We start from the raw sequence: 22909 nt of genomic DNA on the forward strand, positions 1-22909 counted from the left end.
CACGGGATGACGCTTTATGTTTGTAGAGGACAAGGAGCACCAGACGTCAATCATGCAAGGGCGACTGTGCGCGGAACTTTCCGCCCGCGCTCGCAAGCTCGGACAATAGGGCTTCGGACTCGCTGCAACTGGTCGATAAAGGCAACGGTGATCGTCAATGGAACTACAGAGGTAAGCCCTGCATCGCGGCGTGATGGACAAGAAGCCAGGCGATCGTACAGGTGACGGCCTAAATACTGTCTGGCACAGTGTTCAGCCGCACTGGCGCGAGACGAGACCTCGTGAACGTGCGCAACCGACGATGTGATCGAACTGCCCGCGTGAAGCTCCGTTACGGCAATGGGACCGGACATGAACCGTAGTTGAGGCTCGACGGCCGGATAGCGTCGGTAAGTGCTCTTCACTGCGTCGCCGGCACGAGCTCGAAGCTGCATCGGGATGACGTGCAAGGGCAACTTTCAAGACGCTTTTCCCCTCAAGTTTTGCGTTGTAATGCCGATAGATCACGAGCCGACGAAAATCAGCGGTCAACGCTTCGTCGTGCCCGGAAACAACGTAAAAACGATACGAGGATGTATGAGGAAACTGACTTTCGCCGCCGCTATCGCCGCAGGTGCCTTCACGCTGGCAGGGTGCGCCGGCACCGGTAATGACTCGCTGCGCTCGGAAACCGAGGCGAGTGTGTCCACGAAGATTGTCGACGGTAAGACAACGAAGGACGAGGTCCGTAGCATGTTCGGATCGCCATTGAAGACAGAGTTCACGGACGGGGGACTGGAGATTTGGCACTACGAGTTGACGAAGCTTCACTCTGACGCCGTCAGCTATATTCCAGTGGTGAACCTTCTGGGCTCGAGCGCGAGCGGCAAGAAAAAGGAACTGGTTGTTCTGTTCTCTGCCGACAACGTCGTCAAGCGCTATTCGATGAGCGAATCAGCCGTTTCACACAAGACTGGCATCTTCAATTAATCACAGGGATGGCTTCGGGTCGGGACTATCCCTTCGTTAAGGCCGGGATTGTTGAGGCCCGCACCCAGAACAGTTCGAAGTGTCCGCCCACGCGCATTGCCAACTTCATGGCATTAGGCCTTCAGCACCATCGGAAACCGATGCCGCTTGACACCATGTCATGTTGAAAATGCGTTTGTGTGGCCACCACGTCGATAAGTCAATAAGCGAGAAGTCAATCGCGTAATACAGGAAGTCTTTGCAGCATGAAGAAAATCAGCGTGGCAGCCGTTCTGCTGTCGACTCTGGCCCTGGCCGGTTGCGACGATAAGCCGAGCGACAAACTCTCATCCGAGGTGATTCGGAAGATCGCTGATAACGACTCGACCGAGGGTCTCGAAGTCACCAACTTCGAGCGTGCGAACGGGCAGGTCGACCAGAACTCGGCCAACCTCTACAAGGTGACCTACAGCTACAACCTGAGGCTTACCCAACCCTACGCTGAAACGGTGCTCGCGAACGCCAAGCTCTACCAGAGGGACAAGGCCACCAACGCCAAGCGAGAGACCGGCGCGTTCTTTGATGCGACCGCTTTGGAAAACAGCGTTAATAGCATGCAGCAATCGATGCTGGTGAATCAGTGGATCGCCAATCAGGACGATGGTTTCAAAGCACGCCGGGATGCCCTGCTGGATCCGTGTGCTCCGTGTATCGCTTGGTGGAATAGCGAAGAAGCTCCGGCGGAAGCGAAAGACCGCCGGATGTCTTTCATAGCGGCATGGATCGCAATGGAACAATACGGATTCAAGGACAGCGCCAAAGTCGGCGACGCGGTCCCCCGACAAGCCTGGGCCTTCTTCTCCAAGACAGAGAAGGGCTGGCAGTCCGCGAACTAATCACAGTCAAAGCAGGGCCGCGGTACCGCGCCGTCGCTACGCCGCGCGTTTCAGTAGCTAGCTCAAGGGGGACCGTTAGGCAACGCAAGAATCACACGACCGAATTGCTAACGCCTCTGCTGGCGTCGCATCCGGGCGCGAGTTCAAGTTCCTGGCTACCTCAGTCGACCAATCGAACACGGGCGGCACAGCGGATGCTGCGATTTTTGCCCCGCGACGTCGTCATAGCGACGGTCTAGAAATCACGGTGGGTTGTCCGGTCTATTCGTCGGTGCCGCGATCATGATGTTCACTCTCGCGACATCATACGATCCTTCACGCGCGCGTCGGCCCCGCGCTCAGCTCACCGGGTCCAAACCTCAACAGACGCAGGAATTCGGGCCCGAGTTCGTCGAGACGGTTCACGCCGAGCAGTCCCATATCCGCATGAATCTCGGCCTTCACGAGACCGATGGCGTGCTCGACGCCGGCTTGTCCGCCCACGCACGCCGCGTAGTTCATCGGCCGCCCGATGAAAGCGCATGCCGCGCCAAGAGCGATAGCCTTCAATACGTCCGTGCCGCGTCGAAAGCCGCTGTCGATCATGAGCGGCATAGCAGGACAGGCTTCCGCGATGGGAGCCAGCATGCGCATCGGCGAGACCGATCCGTCGAGTTGTCGGCCGCCATGGTTGGACACGATGATGCCGTCCGCTCCGAGGTTTCGCGCAGTCGCGGCATCGTCCGGATGCAGAATGCCTTTGATCACCAGGCGACCCTTCCAGCGCGCGCGGATTTCGCGGATCGCATCCCAGTCCAGATGCTCGCGCCCGCTGAAATCCCGGTTGGCGCGACGGGAGAGCAATGGCTCGCCTCGTTGCGCCGAGGCATTCTCGAAATGCGGCATGCCGTGACGAAGCAGCGTGCGCAGGAACGTGAAGAGCGACCAGTTCGGATGCGTCAGGCCGTCGCGCAATAGCTGAAAGTTGGGTCTGAGCGGAGTCCTGAACCCGTTGCGCATGTTGTTCTCCCGGTTTGGCACGACTGACGAGTCCACCGTAACGACCAGCGTCGATACATTGGCGGCGCTGACTCTCTCCACCAGCGCGCGCATTTCTTCCAGCGTTCTGGGCATGTAGATTTGAAACCATGCGCCCGGCGCGACTTCGACGACTTCTTCGAGCCGGACGAGCGACGCCGCGCTGAGAATCATGGGCACGCCGCATTCGCGCGCCGCCTGCGCCTGTGCAAGGTCGCCGCGATAGCCCGTCAACGAACTGATGCCCATCGGCGCAATGCCGACCGGGGACTCGTAGCGCACGCCGAAGAGTTCGATCGACTGGCTTCGCTGCGACACGTTGCGCAGTACGCGCGGAACGAAGCCGAGTTCGTTGAAGGCCGCGCGGTTGTCCGCGAGGGACGCATTGTCTTCCGTCGCGCCCGCGACGTAACCGAAAAGCGGGCGAGGCAGCCTGCGCCTGGCCGCTGCTTCGAAATCGGCGAGCGACAAGAAGCCGCGCATTCGCCGGGAGACGTTTTTGGATTGCCTGGTTTTGATCATGCCGCGCAACGACCTTCCGTTTTCCAGTAGTTCCGCGCTCGTCGGTCATCGTCGCTTAAGGACGCGACGAGCGCGCAGACCGTTTGTATCCGCCTCGACAGGGCAGGCTTTTGAGCGAAATCAGCGCGTGGCCGCGACCGCATCGTTACCGCCGCGTCCCGCCAGACCGAGACGGAACCACACGACGAGCGCCCCGGCTCCGAGCAACATCAGGCTGAAGGCTGGCACGAGCATCGGTGCGGAGGTGCTGTGCATGGCCTTTCCGACCCACGGCATGATGTTTTGCGCGAGGAATCCGCCGACGCTCGAGCCTGCAGCAATGACCGCGAGCGCCGCGGCGCCGCCCGCGCCCTTCATGAACGATGCCGGCAAGAGCCGTGGCGGCAGCGCCCAGAAGCACGGGATCATCAGATACAGGCAAGGCGCGCCGGCCGAAAGCGCCGCGAAACGCACCGCATTCGAAAACGGCCCGACGCTCGCGATGAAGCACAGAATGCCGAGGAACGCCGCAGCGAACGCGGCCATCAGCACAGTGCGAGGACTGCGCAAGCGGCGCGGCAGCCACAGCAGCATCAGTGATGTCAGGAACCACGGAATCATGTTGAGCATGCCGTTGACACTGCTCGATACGCCGAAGCCCCGGACAAGGGTAGGGAGCCAGTATGCGATTCCGTAAATCGCAATCGAGATCGTGCCATAGCCGATCGAAAAGAGCGCCACCGTCAGGAGCGAGCCGAACGACCAGGCGCCGCCCGTCGCGTGAACCGGCGCCGGATCATGGCGCAGACTGTCCTCGATGACGTCCTTCTCGCGCTCGGAGAGAAAGCGCGCCGAGCGCGGATTGTCCGGCAGAAAGTACAAGGAGACGAAGGTCAGCAAGACCGCGGGCGTGCCCGTCGTGAGAAACACCCACTGCCAGCCTTCAAGGCCGAGCAAGCCGTGCAGTTCGAGCGAGAAGCCGCCAATCAACGAGCCGAGCATGTTGCCCATGCTGCTGCCAAGCGTGAGCAATCCGATGATGCCGGTGCGCTGGCGCTCCGGAAACCACATGCCGAGATAGAGAATAATGCCGGGATACAGTCCCGCTTCCGCTGCGCCTAACAGGAAGCGCAGCACCTGGAACGCGGTTTCGGACGGCGTCCACGCGAGCAGCAGCGTCGCGACGCCCCACGTGAACATGATGCGCGAGATCCAGCGGCGGGCGCCATACCGATGCATCGCCAGATTGCTCGGCACCTCGCACAACAGATAGCCGATGAAGAACAGCGACGAGGCGAAGCCATACGATGCCTCGCTCATATGCAGGCTCGTGAGCATCTGCAACTTGGCGAAGCCGATGTTCGCGCGGTCGATATAGGCGGTGAGAAAAATCGCGATGAGAAGCGGCACGAGCCGCCACGCCACGCGCGTGAAAAGTTGAGCTTCCACACTTCGGTTTGTCACTAGGGTCTCCATGCCCGGCGGCTTTCTGCGCTCGCCGTGGCGCTTGACGTTATGGTGGCTGTGCGGCGCACTAAGCGCGCCGCGTCGCGATTCCGAATTACTTGCTGCCGTCTGCTTGCCACGCTGCAAATTCCGCTCGCGTCGACTCGTCGGGCGGATACAGGCCGAACGTGGAACGGCCTTCGCGCACGCGCGCATCGACCCAATTCTCGAAAAGCGTCATCCTGGCCGCTTCCTCGGCGATTTCGTTCGCGAGGTGCGCCGGGATCACGACGACGCCTTCCTCATCGCCGACGATGATGTCGCCGGGATACACGGCGACATCGCCACACGCGATCGGCACATTCAAATCCACAGCGTGGTGGTGTATCAGGTTCGTCGGCGCGGACGGACGAGCCGCATAGCACGGGAAGTCGAGCGAGCGCAGATCCGGCGTGTCGCGAAATCCGCCGTCGGTTACGATCCCGGCGACGCCGCGCATCATCATTCGCGTGATAAGGATGCCGCCCGCCGAAGCGGCGCGCGGGTCCTTGCGGGAATCGACGACCATGACGTGACCGGCCGGAATTTCTTCGACGCCGCGCCGCTGCGGATGACTCTGATCGGTAAAGACGGACAGGGTGTCGAGGTCCTCGCGCGCCGGTATATAGCGCAGCGTGAACGCCTCGCCGACCATGCGCGCCGCCGCCGGATTGACTGGTAGCACGCCCTGGACGCAGACGTTGCGCAGGCCACGCTTGAAGAGGGCAGTGGTCAGGGTCGCCGTGCTGACGCCACGAAGGCGCGCGCGGTTCTCTTCGGTGAGCGAAGGGATGGTGTTATTCACTGGAAGCATCCTGTTGAAGGCAAAGCCGGGTGTGTGGCGACTCGTTAGAACTTGTGGCGCACGGCGAAGCGAACGGCGGCCTGCTGATCCGACGACGACGGCGTGAGGCCGTTGAGCGCCGCGCGCGCAGCGTGGCCGGTCGAGTCGGTGCCCGACGCGTGTTGCAAGACGCCGATCAGATAGAAGTCGGTCCGCGTGGAAACCGCATAGTCGGCAGCGAGTGCGCCCTGGTGATACCTGGCGTCATGTGCGCCGCTGTTCTTCGTGTAGCTGTAGGCCGCGCCGAGCGACAGCGCCGGCGTCAATTGATACTGGAAGTCGACTTCGGCGCTGTTGAAGGTCGCCGTGCCGCTGGCTCCCGCGGGGTTCAGGACGGATACGGTGCCGCTCAGGTTCTTGAACCTGGTGTTGGAGTAGATGGCCCCGAGCGTCGCACGGCCGATCGCGTAAGTCGCGCCGGCGCCGATGATCTGCTGGGACTGCGCCGACGCATAACCATTGATCACCGGAGAACTGCCGAAGTTGTTGCTCGCCGCCGTGGCCCCGACTGCCGTGCCGAAAAACGAAGCGTTCGGGTTGCGTGCGTTGAGATAGCCCGCGCCCACGTTGAGCGGGCCCCTCGAATACCCCACGCCGATGGACCAGATCTGATTCGTGCCGACGCTGCCGGGAACGCCGCCAAAGCTATAAAGCCCTTCGGCCGAAAAACCGTTCAGGTTGACCGTGCGGTACTTGACCGCATTGTTCACGCGGTTCGCGTTGTTCAGATTGTCGAGGTCAGCGGGATGCGCGCCGATGCTTCCCGAGAACATCGCGCTCGGCATCAGCGCATGCACATAATCGACGACCGGGTCGTACTGGCGGCCAAGCGTGATCGTTCCGACGTTCGTCGAGAGTCCGACATAAGCCTGGCGGCCGAATTCCAGCGACCCTTGGCCCATCCGGCCGTTGTTCACGTCGAAACCGTTCTCCAGCACGAAGATCGCTTTCAAGCCACCGCCCAAATCTTCCACGCCGCGCAGCCCCCAGCGGCTGCCGCTCAGGATGCCGCTAGACAAGCTGAACAGGTTGTGGCCGTTGCCGGGGCTCGTCTGCACGTTGCTCGTGTAGTTCACGCCTTCGTCGACGATGCCGTATAGCGTCAGGCTGCCTTGCGCGTTCGCTTCGCCCGCGGCCGTCAACGCGCACGCGGCGGCGAGTCCGGCAAGCGGGAGGTGCTTAAGGCAGGTTCGGACTTGGGCTTGCTCTTTCACTGAATGTCTCCTGGTTGCGTTTGGTTCGTATTGGGAACTGTCAGGCGCAGCGTGTGGTAGTCGGAAAATCAGGTTGTCAGACAAAGTACTCAAAATCTTGCGGCGCTCATGGAACATGGGCGCCGCAATGTCAGTCGTTACTTGGCAGGTCGATGCCTTGACGCTTTGCCGCCGCGCGCAAGTGACGCTCGGCGGAAGCGGCGGCCTCGGTGCAATCGCCGCGTTCAATGGCGTCGAAGAGCTCACCGTGCTCGCGCCAGGCGAAGTCGCCGGCGTGGTGCGCCGTCTTTTCCCACTGCGCGCGCCGCGCTATCGCGAGTTGGCTATGCAGGAAATCGTGGAACGCGACGAAGTAATCGTTCTTGGTCGCCGCCGCGATTGCGCGATGAAAAGCGACGTCCGCCGCCGACGCCGCTTTCGAATCGTTGCGCTTCAGTTCCATCTGCCGAATCGCATCGCGCATATGCTTCAGGTCCGCGCGCGTCCGGCGCCGCGCGGCCGCGGTGGCTGCCTGCGTCTCGATCCACAGTCGAAACTCGAACAATTGCGGAAGGTCGATGCGATTACCGTCTGGGCTGGGAAGGCGAAAGACCGTGCCCGAAGGTGTGCCGGAAATGAACGAGCCCGCGCCCCGGCGCGCCGTCAGCACGCCATCGGACTTCAGTTGAGCGATGGCTTCGCGGACAACCGAGCGGCTGACGTTGAGCCGCTCCGAGAGCTGCTGCTCGGTCGGCAAGCGAGATTCTGCAGGGAAGTTGCCCGCCTGAATCTCTGCGCGGATCGCTCCGACTACTCGCTGCACCAGCGAGTCAGGCCTTTCGAGTTCGAGCATTGCATCGGCGATCAATCAGGTTGTCGGACAATAGCGCGTCGAGCGCGCGGTGTCAACGCCGAAGTCCCCGGCGAGCACGGCGATCAGTGGTTCGGTGAGCGCCTCACGCACTCGTCGCAAACACGCTCATCCGCTGCAGAATCCAGCTCAACAGTTCTTCAGCCGCGCCGGAAAGGGGCCGTCGCGCCTTCACCAGGATGCGAGCTTTTGCCGCCTCGAACAGCGGATGCAGGATGGGCAAAGCGACCAGCTCGCCCGCATCGATCTCCCGGTACACGGAAAACGCACCGATCAACGTCGCACCTTCGCCGCGGGTCACGAACTGGCGGAGTACCTGCAGCGAGTTCGTGACGAGCGACGGTCTGACCTCGATATTTTCCGTGTAGGCGAGCATTTCGATGACCTGTCCGAGACCGAAGGCCGGGGGCATCAATGCGAGCGGATACCGCAACATCTCGGCGACGGTGACGGCGCCGCCGCGCTTAGCAAGCGGATGCGCCGCATTGACCAGCAATACGACCGGCTGCGATGACGTCGCCCGATACACGATGTCCGGATGCGCCGGCGGGTTGTACGCGAGACCGATGTGCGCGCGGCTCTCGGCGACTTCCTCGAGCACGTCGTTGACGGGCAGGATATCGACGGCCACATCGAGCTTCGGATAGTGCATGTGGAAGTCGCTCAGCACTTCCTCCATCAGGCCGTCGATATAGCCTTCGCTGATCGCAAGCCGGATGTGCCCACGCTGCAGGCCGTGCAACGCCCGCAACCGGTCTTCGAGTTGTTCCTGCTGTGCCTGGCAGCCACGCCAGTATTCGAGCAGATGAGCCGCCGCCTCGGTCGGCTTCACGCCGCGTGCCTGTCGTTCGAACAGCGCCGCGCCGACTTCTTCTTCGAGCAAGCGGATTTGCCGCGTAATGACGGATGCCGCCGTGTTAAGGCTGTCCGCCGCCGCCCGTATGGAGCCGTGCGTGAGCACTTCGTGGAAGTACCGCAGCCTTCGTTGGTTCAGTTCGCGCATTTCAAGACCGGTTGGAGCGTTGCCCAGCAGGCAACGATAGCCGACTTCGGTTGCTCTTGCTCATCGCATTTTGGATGTCGAAGATAAATTCACCTCACGACCGAAACGTTCATCGGAGAACGCCCTTGTCCGCCATTCCCTCCACGCACGTCACCGAACTGCACGCGGCGCTGTATCGCAAGCTTGACTGGCGGCTGCTTCCGTTCCTGCTGCTTTGCTACACATTCGCGTATCTCGACCGCGTCAATATCGGATTCGCCAAACTGCAGATGCAGAGCGATCTCGGTTTCTCCGACGCCGTTTATGGCCTCGGCGCGGGCATCTTCTTTCTCGGCTATGTGCTGTTCGAAGTCCCCAGCAATCTCTTGCTGCCGAAGGTCGGCGCACGCAAGACCATCAGCCGCATCATGATTCTTTGGGGTTTGACATCGGCGGCGATGCTGCTCGTTCGCAACGAAACGACCTTCTATGCGATGCGCTTCCTGCTCGGCGTGTTCGAGGCCGGCTTCGCGCCCGGCATGATTTTCTATCTCACGTACTGGTACGGCCGCGCGCGCATGGGGCAGGTGATGGCGATCGTGATGCTCGCCGGGCCGATCGGCGGCGCGTTCGGCGGGCCGCTCTCGACGTGGATCATGACGTCGTTCTCCGGCGCGCACGGTCTCGATGGCTGGCAGTGGATGTTCCTCATCGAGGGCCTGCCGTGCGTGCTGTTCGGTGTACTCGCGCTTTTCGTGCTCGCGGACCGTCCCGCCGACGCGCGCTGGCTTTCCGACGATGAAAAGCGCCTGCTCGCGTCCGAACTCGATACTTCCGGCGGCCATCATTCGTTTGCGCAGGTGGCGCGCGATCCGCGTGTCTATCTGATGGCCGTGCCGTACTTCTGCTTCATCTGCGGCATCTATGCCGTGAGCTTCTGGCTCCCGTCCATCATCAAGGCAGCGGGCGTCAGGGACACGATGCAGATCGGCCTGTATTCCTCGATTCCCTATGCCGCTGCGGCCATTGCGATGATCGTCATCGGGCGCAGTTCCGACCGGCGCGGCGAGCGGCGCTATCACAGCGCGGTTCCCGCTCTCGTCGGTTCGCTGGCGCTCGCGCTCGCCACCTTCTTCGGCGGCGATCTCGCGATATCGCTGACTTGCATGACCATCGCGACCGCAATGATGTGGTGCGCCTACACGGTGTTCTGGGCGATGCCTTCCGAGCATTTGAAGGGAGACGCCGCCTCGGGCGGGATCGCGCTCATCAACACCATCGGGCTGATCGGCGGCTTTCTTAGCCCGACGATCATCGGCTGGACGCAAAGCGCGACCGGCAGCCTGCACGCCGGCTTGTACGTGATGGTTGCGCTGCTCGCCATCGGCGCACTCGTGCTGATCGCCATGCGTCCCGCGCGTGCGGCGTGACCATCGCCATTCATCGAACAGACCACGAAAACGAGAGGTTTCCATCTTGCCGAGTTCCAGTCGCACCATTCTCATCGCCGGCTTTCAGCACGAAACGAACACGTTCGCGCCATCGAAGGCCGCCTATGAAAACTTCGAGCGCGGAGAAGGTTTTCCGCTGATGTGTCGCGGCGACGACGTGCTCGCGCTGCGCGAGGTCAACATTCCCGCCGGCGGATTCATTCGTGCTGCGCAAGCGTCGGGGCACACGCTCGTGCCGGTGATCTGGGCAGGCGCGAGTCCATCGGCGCACGTGACACGCGACGCCTTCGAGCGCATCGTGGGCGAAATCGTCGAGGCGGCGCGCACGCGAGACTTCGATGCGGTGTATCTCGATCTGCACGGCGCGATGGTCGCCGAGCATGTCGACGACGGCGAAGGGGAACTGCTCGCGCGCGTGCGCGAAACGGTCGGGCGCGATGTGCCGATCGTCGCTTCGCTCGACCTGCACGCGAACGTCACGGAGCGCATGTTGCAGAACGCCGATGCACTCGTCGCATACCGCACGTATCCGCACGTCGATATGGCGGACACCGGTGCGCGCGCGGCTGCGCTGCTCGAACGGCTCCTGGCGGGCGAGACGCTGCATGGCGCGTCACGGCGGCTGCCGTTCCTGATTCCGATCAACGGCATGTGCACCATGCTCGAGCCGTCGCGCGGCATGTACGACGCCGTGAGCGCGGCGGAGGCGGGCACGGTCGTATCCGCGTCGTTCGCGCCGGGGTTCCCGGCGGCGGATTTCGCCGAATGCGGTCCGGTGATCTGGGCTTACGCGGATTCGCCGGAGGCCGCGCATGCTGCCGTCGACTCGCTATATCGCCGCATGCTCGACGACGAGCGCGCCTGGTGCGTGCCGTTCCTCTCGCCCGACGAAGCCGTGCGCGAAGCGATGCGCCTGTCGAAGGGCGCGAGCCGTCCGGTCGTCATCGCGGATACGCAGGACAATCCCGGCGCGGGCGGCGATGCCAACACCATGGAGATGCTGCGTGCGCTGATACGCAATGGCGCGACCGGCGCGGCCTTCGGGCTGATCTACGATCCCGAGGCGGCCGCTGCGGCGCATCGTGGGGGCGTCGGCGCCCGGTTGGAACTGTCGCTGGGCGGGCAGTCCAACGTGCCGGGCGATGCGCCGTTCACGGGTGAATTCGAGGTCGTATCGCTCTCGGACGGACGTTGCCGCTACGACGGCCCGATGATGAACGGCATGCAGGCCGAGCTCGGCCCGGTGGCGTGTCTGCGTTTCGACGGCGTGCTGATCGCGGTGAGTTCGGGCAAGGCGCAGATGCTCGATCGAAATCTGTATCGCGTCGCAGGCATCCAGCCCGAGGACATGAAGATTCTGGTCAACAAGAGTTCGGTGCATTTCCGTGCGGATTTCGAGCCGATCGCGGAGGCCGTTCTTGTCGCAAAGGCGCCCGGCCCAATGGTGGCGGACCCGGCGGACTTGCCTTGGACACGTCTTGCACGAGGCATGCGCACGCGTCCGGGCGGCGAGGCGTTCGAGGTCGGCAGCGAAGTCATGTGAGCGAACGCATCGGCTGGCGGCAGGCGTGGGAATGACCGCTGTTGCGCCGAGAAGCGGCGTTGAAGTCGTCGGGCGGTGAGGGGCGGCTTGCGGTCGGAAGTACGCACGGCCGACTGTCCGTTTCCGGGCCGCTGAATTCGAGTGACCGCTTTCGAACGGTGAGTTCGGGGAGCGGGCTGACGCAGCCCGGCCCCCGACCCGATCCGGCCACCGGGTCCCGTGATCGAGCGGAATCGATTCGGCTACGCGTATTTGTCACCGACCGTACTGCGAATCGGATGGGTATCGTAGACGATGGTCATCCGCTCGATTAGCCCGTTGTCGTCGAATTCGAAAACGTCGACGCACTCGAAACGCACCGCGGACCCATCCTTCAGTCCCCAATCATAGACGAAGTAACCGGTCGCACGTCGAGCCCCCGTCGTGCTAACGCAGATGTCGATAGGCGTTATTCTGCTTTCTCCGGACGCTGCGGTGACCTTCGCAAAGAATGGCGCAGGGTGCATCCAGCCGAGAAACGGCGAGAAGATCTGGGCGTCCGGCGTGAACAACGCGCAGATCGCCGCGACATCGCCGCGCTCCAGCTCCTGGAGATAGTTGCGAACCTGCCGTGTGTATAGTGCTTCCGACGATAAGGCCATCTTCCTTCTCCGATCATTCGCTGACAACTCCGCGCGTCCGGGCGGACGCGCATCCGTACAGCACGATATCGAAGCACCGATGATCGAACAATCGAAAAATCCACAACCCGGGTATGCAACGCATGCATATCCATTGGCGGACCTTACGCGCGCGTTGCCGTCGCTGACAGCGTTTCAGTCATTCGTCGCCGCAGCGCAACGGGAGTATCAGCAGAGCCGCTGACCATCTGTGTCGAACGCGGGGCGCGGTGAGCCGTCAGATTCAGCAACTGGAAGCGCACTACCGGTGTGTACTTTTCGTGCGCCATGCATTGGGGCTGACGCTGACGCTGACGGCGGAAGGAAAGCCAACTGTTGACCGTGGCCGTAAGCGTACTCACGCCACTGGTTCAGCACGCAGACATTCACGCCAAGACAGCGTCTATCGTCACCCAGCGGTTGCTATCCACGTTGGCGATTCGCTGGTTGCTCCCACGGCTGGCAGAGAAATAACCCGTTGCCTTTAAAAGAACTCCGCATGTCCACGTCGGCGGGCGACACGCAGATTTCTCTATGCCTGACTTGACGCCATCGTTGTTCGTGGAACCGGGCAGTGGGCGGGTATGGACGAGGTTCCGCGGTTCCGTTGTTCACGGAGCAACTCACACCGATGCGCACAACCGAAATGGCCGCATTACTTAGCTCGGCAACCACGTTAGCCATTCTCCGATATGGCCGGCCATGCCCATTGGCGCGCTAGGTAAACCGTTCGGCAAGGAAGCGCAGATTTTGTCGTGTCGCGACGCGGGACGCCAAATTCAATTCGGTGTGGACTGTGGGACGGTAAAAAACGCCGCCCTTTTGATAGCGGCGTTGCGAACAGTCCTGACGACTTAACAAACCTGCAGAGTCTGAGTCGTATTTCAAAGAGCTATTATTTTCTGTTGATGCCTCGAATCAATATTTCTTATACCGCCGTTGGGTCGTATTACACATAGCTTACGGTCAGGGGACCCGAACGCTGCATGCCGAGGCTCGACCGACACATGCTGGAGCCCGAAACCCGTGCCTGTGTAGGCGTCGGACTTGGCCCCTCGCCTTCGAGGCGTGTGACGCCTCGGCTTACAATTCGCTAACACAGAGTCCACCATCCGCGCGTCATTAGCCTCGGATTTCTGGGGGACAGGTTCAGTATGTGAGACCACAGCCGTTATTGCTTCAGTGAAAGCAACGTATTAACACCGCTCTGAATATATTGGCGACGACGCCATCTGACAGCAGGCTGGTGATGAAAGTGGTTGCGACGCGCGACCACCGATACCGACTTTCTTTTTTGATGCCGGTTTTCGTTCTTCAGGGTATACCCGGTTGAAGTCGAGATTGGAAAATTACGACAGTGGTCGGAAGTGTGCGAGACGGCCAGCATGTAGTAACAAATAACCAAGAAGCTCTCGAGTGATCTTCCGTCAACCTGAGCTGACACGCGATTTGAATCAAACGTTTGCGGTCGCAAACATTATCTGTGGCGCAATCAACGCGCAACCGTAGAATTAAGGCAAATGATGACTATTACAAAACGACTCTTTCTTGCTTTTGGATTGCTTATGACGGCGCTGATCGTCACCGGCGCATCGGCTATCCTTCTGCTCTCGCGGTCTCAAGAACGGTTTGAATACATCCAAGTCAATACCATCCCCAGTATTGCCGACATTGGCAAGACAATCGCTGAAACATCGAATCTGAGAGCCCTGCTTTATCAGTACGTGGTCGTGACCGACGAGTCCAAACGCTCGGATGGCGAAACGCGCATTAACGCCAGCCTGAACAAGCTTGGCGAACTCGTCGAGTACTACAACAAAAACGACATTACCGATGCAAAAGACCAGCAGATGAACGATCAGGTCAAGGCGGACATTGCGACGATCAGGGCGTCTCTGGCTGACTTTTTGCCTAAATCCCGGGAAAGTGTTTCCGGTGGCGCCGAGCTGCTCGTCGACGGAAAGGGCATTGGGGGCGCAGTCGATAAGATTGTGGCCGACCTGAATACCCAGATTAACTATAACGTTGAATTCGGTAACGGACTGCGCAAGGAAAACAAGGCCGCGTACACAACGGCCCTGTGGGGCATGGCGATCGGCATTCTGGCTGTTGTACTCATTATCGGCGCGTTCGCGGTCCAGGTCGTGCAAGGCGTCCGGGCGAGCTTGAGCGGCATCCAGCGCACGCTGAGCGATGTCAGCAAATCTCTGAACCTCACGCGCACGGTCAGCGTGAACCGTATGGACGAAGTCGGTCAGACGGCAACCGCCTTCAACTCATTGCTGGCACGTGTTTCAGGCGTGCTTACCACCGTGATCGGGTCCACGGTATCGGTCGGCACCGCGGCCAAGGAAATTGCGGCGGGTAACGTCGATCTTTCGGCCCGCACGGAAGAGCAGGCGGCGTCGCTCGAAGAAACGGCGTCGAGCATGTCGCAATTGACGGTCACTGTGAAGCAGAATGCCGACAATGCACGCCACGCCAACACACTGGCCACGACAGCGACCGAAATTGCAGATGCGGGTCACGACGCGGTCCAGACCATGGTCGGCACGATGGGGCAGATCAGCACCAGCTCGGCGAAGATTTCGGAAATCACTGCATTGATCGAAGGTATTGCATTCCAGACCAATATTCTCGCGCTCAACGCAGCCGTTGAAGCGGCGCGCGCAGGCGAGCAGGGCCGCGGCTTCGCGGTCGTCGCGACCGAAGTCCGCACGCTGGCGCAGCGCTCGTCGACGGCGGCCAAGGAGATTAAAGACTTGATCGAATCGTCCGTCGGGCTGGTTCAGGATGGTTCAAAGCAAGCCGCCGACATGGGCGTCACCATGGGGCAGGTCAAGCAGGCGATCAAGCAGGTTTCCGATATTGTCGGCGAGATTGCAGCGGCGTCGCATGAGCAAAGCCGTGGCATCGAGCAGGTCAATCAGGCCGTGCATCAAATGGATGAAGTCACGCAGCAGAACGCCGCGCTGGTCGAACAAGCGGCCGCCGCCGCACAATCGCTCGAAGAGCAGGCTGTGACGCTGAAAGATGCTGTGTCGGTATTCACCGTGGTGGCTAACCAGGCGGCGGGAAAACAGATTGCAAGCGCTCAGCAAAAGCCGCGCGCCGTGTTCCCTCGCGCAAAGCCAGGCACTGTTGCTTCGAACACGCGGTCGGAACCGAAGGCCGTCGCGGCATCGAAAGAACCGGCAACTGCCGAGACCGCTGACACAGCGTGGGAACAGTTCTAACACCAATACTGAGTGCTGCTTATCGGATCGAAGGACGTCGCTTCCGGGTCTTCTTCGGTCTTTTACCCGCCCAATTCCATGAACACACGAACAAAAGATTCGACTTCCGGCACGCCACAATTCCTTGCATTCGCACTTGGAGCCGAACAGTACGCGGTAGGCATATTGAGTGTGCAAGAAATCCGCGGCTATGACGCCGTAACACGCATTGCGAACGCGCCGGAACACATCAAGGGTGTGATCAATCTGCGTGGTCAGGTTATTCCGATCATCGACTTACGAGTGCGGTTCGGGCTCGCAAACGTGACGTTCACCGAACAGACTGTCGTGGTGGTCCTGAACGTGGAGGGAACCGTAGTAGGTGCAGTGGTTGATTCCGTGTCCGATGTTGTCGAAATAAGTGCGGACGATATTAAAGAAACACCGGCCTTATCGACGAACCTCAACAGTGACCATATTACCGGGATTGCGACCCTCGAGGACCGCATGTTGATTATGCTGGATGCAGAAAGCTTTCTCGTTGGTGAGCACCTGATGCAAAGCATGGCTTGAGCGACGCGTTGAATCAATCCGCTGTTTAACGCCGGCTCAGGTCGGCGTTCATTGGCAGACGCGACTCGCCGACCGGATGCGTCTTATGTCGGCCGTCCTTCGGGCGGCAGTGAACCGGGCGTAGATTGGCAACGAAGGTGGCCGAGACTGTGGATAGCAAGTGCAAGACATCGGTCGGCGATGTTCTAATAATCGAAGTGCGGAGGCGCTGCTAGCCCGCTTGAAACTGGTACAAGTCAGCGGGATTGTCGACAAGAATCTTGCGGCGCGCGTCGTCCCCCTCGACGAGATGCATCGTCCAGTCGAGCATGTGGGCGTCGTCAGGCAGGGGCCGCACGTTGGGATGCGGCCAGTTCGATGCCCACAGTCCCCGCTCCGGATACCGTGAGGACAGCTTGCTCACGAGCCACGCGACATCGTCGAATGCGGGGCCACCGACGCCGGAGCTTTCATACGGCGCCGACAGCTTGATCCAGCAGCGCCCGCCATCCAGCAGACGGCACAGCGACGCAAAGCCTTCGCTCTGCGGCGTGACAGGCGCGAGGAACTTGCCAAGGTGGTCGATCACGAGTTTGGACCCGAGACGCGACAGCATCGCCTCGTGTTGCGGCAACGTATGTCCGTCAAGCTGCAAGTTGATGTTCCAGCCAAGTGGCGCGATACGCGCGGACATCTCCGCTAACACGTCCCACGGCAGAACGCCACCCGCGAGCATCATGAAGCGCACGCCACGAATGCCGGCGTCATGCAGACGCTGCAGTTCATCATCGCCGACATCGCTCGGCACGACCGCGATGCCGCGCGCCCCATGGCCCAGCTTCGCTATCGCGGCGAGCGTGCAGCGATTGTCGAAGCCGTATCCCGTGGGCTGCACGACGATTGCGCGGGACAGCCCAAGCGTGCGCTGCACTTGCGCATACGCCGATGCAGGCGCCGGTGGCGGGATGAACGTTGCGCTCGGAGCGAGCGGATAGCCTTGTTCATACACGTGGATGTGGCAATCGCACGCGCCTTCGAAAGAAAGCGGCGCTTTCATCGCGCATCCGCCGGAACGCCGATGCCCGCGTGGCCCCAGCGCGCCAGCCGGAAAGCGTGCGCCGCATTCACCGCGCCGTCCGGCATGCGCCCGTTGAACAGCGCCTCCGTCTGGGCGACCGTCTCCATCGACTGATGCTCGATCGCGCCCGGCGTCAACCCGCCGACATGAGGCGCCGCGATTACGCGCTCATGCGCAGCCAGCCGAGGCGATGGCATTTGATCCGCCGCGCGCCCGACATCGAGCGCGCAACCCGCAATGTGTCCGCTTTCCAGCGCGGCGAGCAGCGCGGCGTCATCGACCAGTTCACCACGCGCCGCGTTGATGAAATACGCATCGGGCTTCATTGCAGCGAAGGCGCGCGAGTTCATCAGATTCGCGGTCTGCGGATTTGCCGGCGCGAGACAGACGACGAAATCGGCCTGCGCAAGGAGGGCGTCCAGATCGGCCGCGTGCACGCGTGCATCGTCGATTCGCGCGTATGGATCGGACACGATCACGCGCATCCCGAATGCGAGTGCAAGCTCGCACAGATAGCGCGATATCTGTCCGTACCCGATCACGCCGAGCGTGCTGCCCCGCAGTTCGCGGCCCATCTGCGGCACGGGCGCTTCGTTACGGTGATATGCCGACGCATACGCGGTCGTCGCGCGTGCAAGATCGAGCATCGCGCCGATCACCCATTCCGATACCGCCGGCACGAAGCCCGCGCTCGCCTGCGTAACGAGCACGCCATGTTCGTTCGCGGCATCGACATCGACGGTGCGAATATCGACTGCGCAGCGCACGAAGGCTGCCAGTTTCGGCAGCGCCTCGAACAGCGCGCGCGGCGCAGGCGTCTGCCGATACGCGATGACGACATCCGCTTCGCGTGCCTTGTCGGCAAGTTCGGCGGTGGTCAGCTCGCGATCCTCGGTGTTGTAGGCGACGTCGGCGATCTTCGCCAGCGCGGCCGCCGCGCGGGCGCCGAAATAATGGTCCAGCCTGTGCCGGGGATGACTCACGAAAACCTTGTTCATGTCCTGTTCCTGGATTGCATCTTTATCGGCATGGCGCCGCGCGGACGCGCGACCGATTCGCGTTCCACGAGCGTGATATCCGTGAACAGCGCCTGCTCCGATGCGGGCATGGGCTCATCGTGCGCACGCATCACCCGTTCGACCATCGCGGCGGCCATGGCAGGCACTGGAAGTTGTACGGTGGTGAGCGCGGGGTTCGAGATCGCCGCCAGAAAGTGCCCGTCCATGCCGACGATGGACACGTCCTCGGGCACGCGCAGCCCCGATTCGCGCAAGCCCGCCATCAGACCGAGCGCCATCAGGTCGTTGACCGCGACGATGCCGGTCGGGCGGTCATCGTCGGCCGCAAGCCGGCGTGCGAGCGCGCGGCCGTTCTCCGCGATCATCGAATCGCCGTATTCGTTGACCGGACCGCTGTCGAGCACCTGCGCGCACTCGGACAGGCCGGCTTCGCTGGCAGCGGCGAGAAAGCCGTTGATCTTGTCGCGTCGGCTCATCGTGACGCCAGTCAGCGTCGCGAACGCGAGCCGCGTGTGACCGCGCCCGATCAGGTGACGCGTTGCCATCCGCGCGGCTTCGAAGTTGTCGGGCGTGACGTGATCGACGCGCGTCGCCTCGCCTTCGGTCGCGCGGCGGTCGTAACTCACGACGACCATTCCACGTCCGGCGGCGGTTTCCAGATGGCGCTCATTGGCGAGGGACGAGATCACGATCACGCGGCGCACGCCCTGCGAGAGCAGGTCCTCGAAGAACGAGGCTTCCTTTGCGGGATCGCGATATGTGTTGCCGATCATCACCCGATAGCCGAAACGCTCTTGCGCATACGTCTCGACCTCGCGCGCAATGTAGCCGTACATCGGATTGGCGATGGACGGCACCAGCAGTCCGACGATCGGCGTCTGACCGGTCTTCAGCTGACGCGCCAGCGTGCTGGGGCGATACCGAAGCGTGCTCATCGCGGCCTGTACGCGCGCAAGCGTTTCCTGGCGCATCTGGTCGGTGCGACCGTTGAGCACGTTCGATACCGTGCTCACGGACACGCCGGCTTCGCGGGCCACATCCTGAATGGTGCTCATAAGCGTTGACTTCTGCCGGCTACAGGCCGAGCCGGGTCGGCAGCCAAAGTGAAAAGGACGGCACCAGGACCAGCGCCACCAGTGCGATGCACAGCACCAGCATATATTTAAGCATGGGGCGCGCCACGGCCTTCATGTCCGTGCCGGTGATCGCGCAGGTCGCGAACAGGCCGAGACCGACCGGCGGAGCGAACAGGCCGAGACCCATTGCCACGACGATCACAGTGCCGAAGTGCAGTGGATGGATGCCGAGCTGGGTCGCGATCGGCGTGAGCAGCGGCCCGAAGATGATGAGCGCGGGCGCACCTTCCAGCACCGCGCCGAACACGATCATGATGAGCACGGACAGCAGCAGGAACATCGTCGGGCCGTACTGATGCGCGAAAGCGATCATCGAATCGGACACGAGCGCGGGAATCTGCTCAATGGTCAACGCGAACGAAACGCTCGATGCCGCCGCCACGATGAACAGAATGCTGCTCGCCATCGAAGCCGAGCGCACGATTACGCGCGCAATCGACTTCGGCGTGAGTTCGCGGAACGCGAGCCAGCCGACGACGAGCGCATAAACCACGGCGAACGCCGACACTTCCGTCGATGTCGCGATGCCCGAAGTCACACCCTTGCCGATCATCGCGATCATGACAAGCGCGACCAGCGCGCCGCCGAGCAGCGGCAGCCACGCACGCGGGTTCGTCAGGGCATCGGCGATATTGATGCGCCGGCCGAAGATCACGGCGACGATCGCGAGCGCCACTGCGAGCACCGCGGCGGGCACTACGCCCGCGAGAAACAGCCCGGCGATCGAAATGTTCGCGACGAAGCCCATGATGATCATGTTGACGCACGGCGGGATAGTCTCCGCCATCACGGCGCTGCATGCGAGCAGAGCGGCTGCTTCGTTCGGGTCTTGGCGGCTCTGGCGCACGGCGGGCATCACCACGCCGCCGACCGCGGCGATATCCGCGAGCTTGGAGCCGGACACGCCCGAGAAGAACGCCGTCGCCATGATGGTGATCAGTCCAAGTCCGCCGCGTACTCGCCCGAAGATGCGTAACAGCAGTTCAATCAGGCGGGATGACATGCCGTTCGTTTCCATCAGTAGACCGGCAAGCACAAAGAACGGAATGGCGAGCAACACGAAGTGATCGGTGCCAGCCATCACCTGCTGCGAATAGACGAGCATCGGCAGGGTAGGTTCTGCGAGAAAGTAGAGCAGGGCCGAGAAGGCAAGCACGAAGCCAATCGGCACTCCGAGCACGAGTCCACCGATGAAGCCGATGGCGAGCAGCGCGCCGGCCCGGAGCGCATGACCCGGTACTAAGACGTTCCACGCATACACCGCCGCCGCGACCACCACGCACTCGATCAGCGTGCCGAGCACGATCCTGCGGGTGCCGTTGAGCGCATGGGCGAGCGCGAACACTGTCATTAACATGCTGCCCGCGACGAGCGGATACACGTTGATCCACGCGGGCAGGCCGCTCGGCGTCATCTGCCCGTACGAATCGACGAGCAGCAGACACGACGACACGCACAGATTGGCGGCGACGCCCGCAATCACCCAATGGCCGGCATGCACCAGCGCCGGCTGCCAGCGCTTGGGCAGCATGCCGCGAAAGAGATCGACGCCAACGTGCTGGCTGCGCCCGAGCACGGTGGCCGCACCGACGAAGACCAGCACGATCATCAGCGCGCGGGCGACTTCCTCGGCCCAGTCGAACGGATCGTGCAGGAAGTAGCGGTAGATCACGGACAGAAACACCACTAGCACGTCCGCCGCGAGCACGGCCGCACAAAGATATTCGATGCCGTGCATCAGGCGCACGAGACCGCGCGCGAGCGGCGTCTCGTGACCGAAGCCCGGTGCGGCGAGCGTTGCTTCGGGGCCGGGCGTCGCGGAGAAAGTGGTCATGGCGTCCTTCCTTCGTTCAAGCGCGGGCCGAGGCGATGGCTGTAAACAGCGGCGCGGTCGCGGGATATTGCTTCGCAAAGTTTGCGTACAACTGCGTCTGCATTTCCTTGCGCGCGGTGTCACGATCGGCCTGCGACATCGGATAGAAGGTCATGCCGCGCTTTTTCAGTTCCTGCTCGGCGCTGGCGGCGGTCTGGATGGCTGCGACGCGCTGCTTCGCGGTGGCGTCCTGTGCGGCCTTCTGGAACGCGGGACGCAGGTTCTCGGGGATCTTTGCGAGCGCGCGGCGGCCCATTACGACGACGAGCGGGCTGAAGACGTGCTGCGTTTGCCAGCATGACTTCACGACCTCGTCGTACTTGCTGGCGAGCACGGTTGCGCAATCGTGCTCGAAGCCATCGACGACACCCGTCTGCGCGGCCATGTATAGCTCGCCAATGGGAATGGGCGTCGGCACCGCGCCCATGAGCTTGAAGGTTTCCATGAACGCGGGCGTCGGCAGGACACGCAGCTTCACGCCCTTGATGTCCGCGAGCGATTGCGTCGGCTTCTTGGTGAAGACATTGCGGCCGCCGAAGGAATAGCCCCACGTGATGACGGAGCAGCCGGCGCGCTGTTGCAGCATGCTGTCGAACGACTTGCCGACGCTGCCGTCCATCGCGCGGCCAGCGTGGTCGAAGCTGTCGAACACGTAGCCCAGATCGAGCATGCCGAGCTCCGGCAGCACTGTCGCCCAGATCGACGAGCCGGTGACCATCATGTCCACGGCGCCCACCTTGACCTGCTGCACGACGTCGCTTTCCTTGCCGAGCTGGTTATTCGGGAAGTAGTCGATGCGGATCTGGTCGCCCACGGTCGCCTTCAAGTTGGCGGCGAGATTCTCGTACCACACGTAGTGGGCGGCGTTCTGGTTTGCGGGCATCGAGGACGACAGCCTTAGCGTGACGGCCGGCTGCGCCCGCACGATGGCGGGAAAGCTCGCGCCCGCCGCCGCGAGCGACGCTGCCGAGGCTGCCTGAAGGAACCGCCGCCGGGAATTCGAGTGCATCGTGTGTCTCCTGATTTGCCGCGTGAGCGCGGACGTCTGTTCGCGCGTGCAGAGAGGCGCCGCGCGGCTGTATCGATTTAGTGTATCGATACAGTAGGCGGACGGCTGTCTCGGGTCAACCGAGCGTTTTCCCGTAGATTGTCTTCGTACCGCCGATCGCGGTTACCTTTTGGGCCGGAATAGAAGCATCTCTTTACGTCCCTCGGGATGATCGATCCGTTAACGTTCGGCGGCCGAGACAGTGGCGTTGGGGATAGAGGACGTGCGGTTCCCCAACCTCGACATGCTCACGGGGCTGCCGAATCGCCGGCAGTTTTTCGAGGAACGGGGCTGTGGATGGCCTATGGCTTTGCCAGGCAATCAGGCTGCGCTCTTGCCGTTCACTCGTAGACCGGCCACGGCACGCCCGTTAGGCACTATTCCCTGCAGTAGCGGCTGAGCCGTCGACCGAACGACATTGCACGCGATAAAGCCGCAGCGCGTCGAAGACTTCTTCCGGATTGACGCTGACAGCGCGACACAGCGATTAGGGGTTATCCCGAATATCGCAACTATGCTTTGTTCAATCACTCATTAATCTTAAGCATACGCTTACTTATACTTAAGTCACTGAAACGCAAACAGGGCTGTTTGCGAA

Annotated in this window: 18 protein-coding genes and 1 pseudogene; 7 read left to right on the forward strand and 12 right to left on the reverse strand. The window is 61.9% G+C overall.

Going from position 1 to position 22909, the window contains the following annotated elements:
• The first annotated feature begins 576 nt into the window (after nucleotides 1–576).
• Nucleotides 577–969: a hypothetical protein gene (locus BG57_RS10205; RefSeq protein WP_035962786.1), complete on the forward strand. Its 393-nt coding sequence runs from the start codon at nucleotides 577–579 to the stop codon at nucleotides 967–969.
• Nucleotides 970–1214: 245 nt separating this feature from the next.
• Nucleotides 1215–1844: a hypothetical protein gene (locus BG57_RS10210; protein ID WP_035962688.1), complete on the forward strand. Its 630-nt coding sequence runs from the start codon at nucleotides 1215–1217 to the stop codon at nucleotides 1842–1844.
• Between the two features lie 315 nt (nucleotides 1845–2159).
• Here the strand turns inward: BG57_RS10210 and BG57_RS10215 are convergent, their stop codons facing one another.
• From BG57_RS10215 to BG57_RS10240, 6 genes are all read right to left on the reverse strand, one after another.
• Nucleotides 2160–3383: an alpha-hydroxy acid oxidase gene (locus tag BG57_RS10215; protein WP_035962690.1), complete on the reverse strand. Its 1224-nt coding sequence runs from the start codon at nucleotides 3381–3383 to the stop codon at nucleotides 2160–2162.
• A gap of 120 nt (nucleotides 3384–3503) precedes the next feature.
• On the reverse strand, nucleotides 3504–4838 hold the full coding sequence (locus BG57_RS10220) for an MFS transporter (protein ID WP_035962691.1): 1335 nt from the start codon (nucleotides 4836–4838) through the stop codon (nucleotides 3504–3506).
• An 85-nt stretch (nucleotides 4839–4923) separates the two neighbouring features.
• Complete coding sequence (locus BG57_RS10225; RefSeq protein WP_229754019.1) at nucleotides 4924–5652, reverse strand: ribonuclease activity regulator RraA; 729 nt, start codon at nucleotides 5650–5652, stop codon at nucleotides 4924–4926.
• A gap of 44 nt (nucleotides 5653–5696) precedes the next feature.
• Nucleotides 5697–6905: a porin gene (locus BG57_RS10230; protein ID WP_268238049.1), complete on the reverse strand. Its 1209-nt coding sequence runs from the start codon at nucleotides 6903–6905 to the stop codon at nucleotides 5697–5699.
• A 130-nt stretch (nucleotides 6906–7035) separates the two neighbouring features.
• The gene (locus BG57_RS10235) at nucleotides 7036–7737 is read right to left on the reverse strand and encodes a FadR/GntR family transcriptional regulator (RefSeq protein ID WP_035962788.1); all 702 of its coding nucleotides are present in this window, start codon (nucleotides 7735–7737) and stop codon (nucleotides 7036–7038) included.
• A gap of 103 nt (nucleotides 7738–7840) precedes the next feature.
• Nucleotides 7841–8758, reverse strand: a complete 918-nt coding sequence (locus tag BG57_RS10240; protein WP_035962694.1) for a LysR family transcriptional regulator — start codon at nucleotides 8756–8758, stop codon at nucleotides 7841–7843.
• Between the two features lie 125 nt (nucleotides 8759–8883).
• Here BG57_RS10240 and BG57_RS10245 point away from each other — a divergent pair, with 125 nt between their 5' ends.
• Both BG57_RS10245 and BG57_RS10250 read left to right on the forward strand, forming a co-directional pair.
• The gene (locus tag BG57_RS10245) at nucleotides 8884–10167 is read left to right on the forward strand and encodes an MFS transporter (protein ID WP_035962696.1); all 1284 of its coding nucleotides are present in this window, start codon (nucleotides 8884–8886) and stop codon (nucleotides 10165–10167) included.
• Nucleotides 10168–10213: 46 nt separating this feature from the next.
• Nucleotides 10214–11731: a M81 family metallopeptidase gene (locus BG57_RS10250; protein WP_052005696.1), complete on the forward strand. Its 1518-nt coding sequence runs from the start codon at nucleotides 10214–10216 to the stop codon at nucleotides 11729–11731.
• Nucleotides 11732–11973: 242 nt separating this feature from the next.
• Here BG57_RS10250 and BG57_RS10255 read toward each other — a convergent pair whose 3' ends face one another.
• Nucleotides 11974–12372, reverse strand: a complete 399-nt coding sequence (locus BG57_RS10255) for a nuclear transport factor 2 family protein (RefSeq protein ID WP_035962699.1) — start codon at nucleotides 12370–12372, stop codon at nucleotides 11974–11976.
• A gap of 79 nt (nucleotides 12373–12451) precedes the next feature.
• On the opposite strand from BG57_RS10255, the pseudogene BG57_RS10260 reads away from it, so the two are divergent.
• The 3 genes and pseudogenes from BG57_RS10260 to BG57_RS10270 all read left to right on the forward strand — a co-directional run.
• A pseudogene (locus BG57_RS10260) lies at nucleotides 12452–13072 on the forward strand (LysR family transcriptional regulator); the annotation flags it as partial.
• Nucleotides 13073–13913: 841 nt separating this feature from the next.
• Nucleotides 13914–15626, forward strand: coding sequence for a methyl-accepting chemotaxis protein (locus BG57_RS34110; RefSeq protein WP_035962791.1), 1713 nt, complete (start codon nucleotides 13914–13916; stop codon nucleotides 15624–15626).
• 78 nt (nucleotides 15627–15704) lie between these two features.
• Nucleotides 15705–16178 carry a chemotaxis protein CheW gene (locus BG57_RS10270; RefSeq protein ID WP_035962701.1) on the forward strand — a complete coding sequence of 158 codons (474 nt, stop codon included), beginning with the start codon at nucleotides 15705–15707 and terminating at the stop codon, nucleotides 16176–16178.
• Nucleotides 16179–16389: 211 nt separating this feature from the next.
• Here BG57_RS10270 and BG57_RS10275 read toward each other — a convergent pair whose 3' ends face one another.
• From BG57_RS10275 to BG57_RS10295, 5 genes are read right to left on the reverse strand one after another with little or no spacing between them, the layout of a single operon-like run.
• Complete coding sequence (locus tag BG57_RS10275; protein ID WP_035962702.1) at nucleotides 16390–17214, reverse strand: amidohydrolase family protein; 825 nt, start codon at nucleotides 17212–17214, stop codon at nucleotides 16390–16392.
• Nucleotides 17211–18233 carry a hydroxyacid dehydrogenase gene (locus BG57_RS10280; protein WP_035962703.1) on the reverse strand — a complete coding sequence of 341 codons (1023 nt, stop codon included), beginning with the start codon at nucleotides 18231–18233 and terminating at the stop codon, nucleotides 17211–17213. Before BG57_RS10280 ends, BG57_RS10275 begins: the two co-directional genes overlap by 4 nt.
• On the reverse strand, nucleotides 18230–19309 hold the full coding sequence (locus tag BG57_RS10285; protein WP_035962704.1) for a LacI family DNA-binding transcriptional regulator: 1080 nt from the start codon (nucleotides 19307–19309) through the stop codon (nucleotides 18230–18232). The genes BG57_RS10280 and BG57_RS10285 overlap by 4 nt, the downstream gene beginning before the upstream one ends.
• Nucleotides 19310–19328: 19 nt before the next feature.
• Nucleotides 19329–21224: a TRAP transporter large permease gene (locus BG57_RS10290; protein ID WP_035962705.1), complete on the reverse strand. Its 1896-nt coding sequence runs from the start codon at nucleotides 21222–21224 to the stop codon at nucleotides 19329–19331.
• 16 nt (nucleotides 21225–21240) lie between these two features.
• Nucleotides 21241–22272, reverse strand: coding sequence for a TRAP transporter substrate-binding protein (locus BG57_RS10295; protein WP_035962707.1), 1032 nt, complete (start codon nucleotides 22270–22272; stop codon nucleotides 21241–21243).
• Nucleotides 22273–22909: the final 637 nt, after the last annotated feature.

The organism is Caballeronia grimmiae, assembly GCF_000698555.1.
Classification (GTDB): domain Bacteria; phylum Pseudomonadota; class Gammaproteobacteria; order Burkholderiales; family Burkholderiaceae; genus Caballeronia; species Caballeronia grimmiae.

Coding starts and splice junctions, on each gene's coding strand:
- BG57_RS34110 (WP_035962791.1), top strand. CDS start 13,914: ATGACTATTACAAAACGACTCTTTCTTGCTTTTGGATTGCTTATGACG.
- BG57_RS10290 (WP_035962705.1), bottom strand. CDS start 21,224: ATGACCACTTTCTCCGCGACGCCCGGCCCCGAAGCAACGCTCGCCGCA.
- BG57_RS10285 (WP_035962704.1), bottom strand. CDS start 19,309: ATGAGCACCATTCAGGATGTGGCCCGCGAAGCCGGCGTGTCCGTGAGC.
- BG57_RS10205 (WP_035962786.1), top strand. CDS start 577: ATGAGGAAACTGACTTTCGCCGCCGCTATCGCCGCAGGTGCCTTCACG.
- BG57_RS10240 (WP_035962694.1), bottom strand. CDS start 8,758: ATGCGCGAACTGAACCAACGAAGGCTGCGGTACTTCCACGAAGTGCTC.
- BG57_RS10220 (WP_035962691.1), bottom strand. CDS start 4,838: ATGGAGACCCTAGTGACAAACCGAAGTGTGGAAGCTCAACTTTTCACG.
- BG57_RS10280 (WP_035962703.1), bottom strand. CDS start 18,233: ATGAACAAGGTTTTCGTGAGTCATCCCCGGCACAGGCTGGACCATTAT.
- BG57_RS10270 (WP_035962701.1), top strand. CDS start 15,705: ATGAACACACGAACAAAAGATTCGACTTCCGGCACGCCACAATTCCTT.
- BG57_RS10255 (WP_035962699.1), bottom strand. CDS start 12,372: ATGGCCTTATCGTCGGAAGCACTATACACACGGCAGGTTCGCAACTAT.
- BG57_RS10275 (WP_035962702.1), bottom strand. CDS start 17,214: ATGAAAGCGCCGCTTTCTTTCGAAGGCGCGTGCGATTGCCACATCCAC.
- BG57_RS10210 (WP_035962688.1), top strand. CDS start 1,215: ATGAAGAAAATCAGCGTGGCAGCCGTTCTGCTGTCGACTCTGGCCCTG.
- BG57_RS10235 (WP_035962788.1), bottom strand. CDS start 7,737: ATGCTCGAACTCGAAAGGCCTGACTCGCTGGTGCAGCGAGTAGTCGGA.
- BG57_RS10295 (WP_035962707.1), bottom strand. CDS start 22,272: ATGCACTCGAATTCCCGGCGGCGGTTCCTTCAGGCAGCCTCGGCAGCG.
- BG57_RS10215 (WP_035962690.1), bottom strand. CDS start 3,383: ATGATCAAAACCAGGCAATCCAAAAACGTCTCCCGGCGAATGCGCGGC.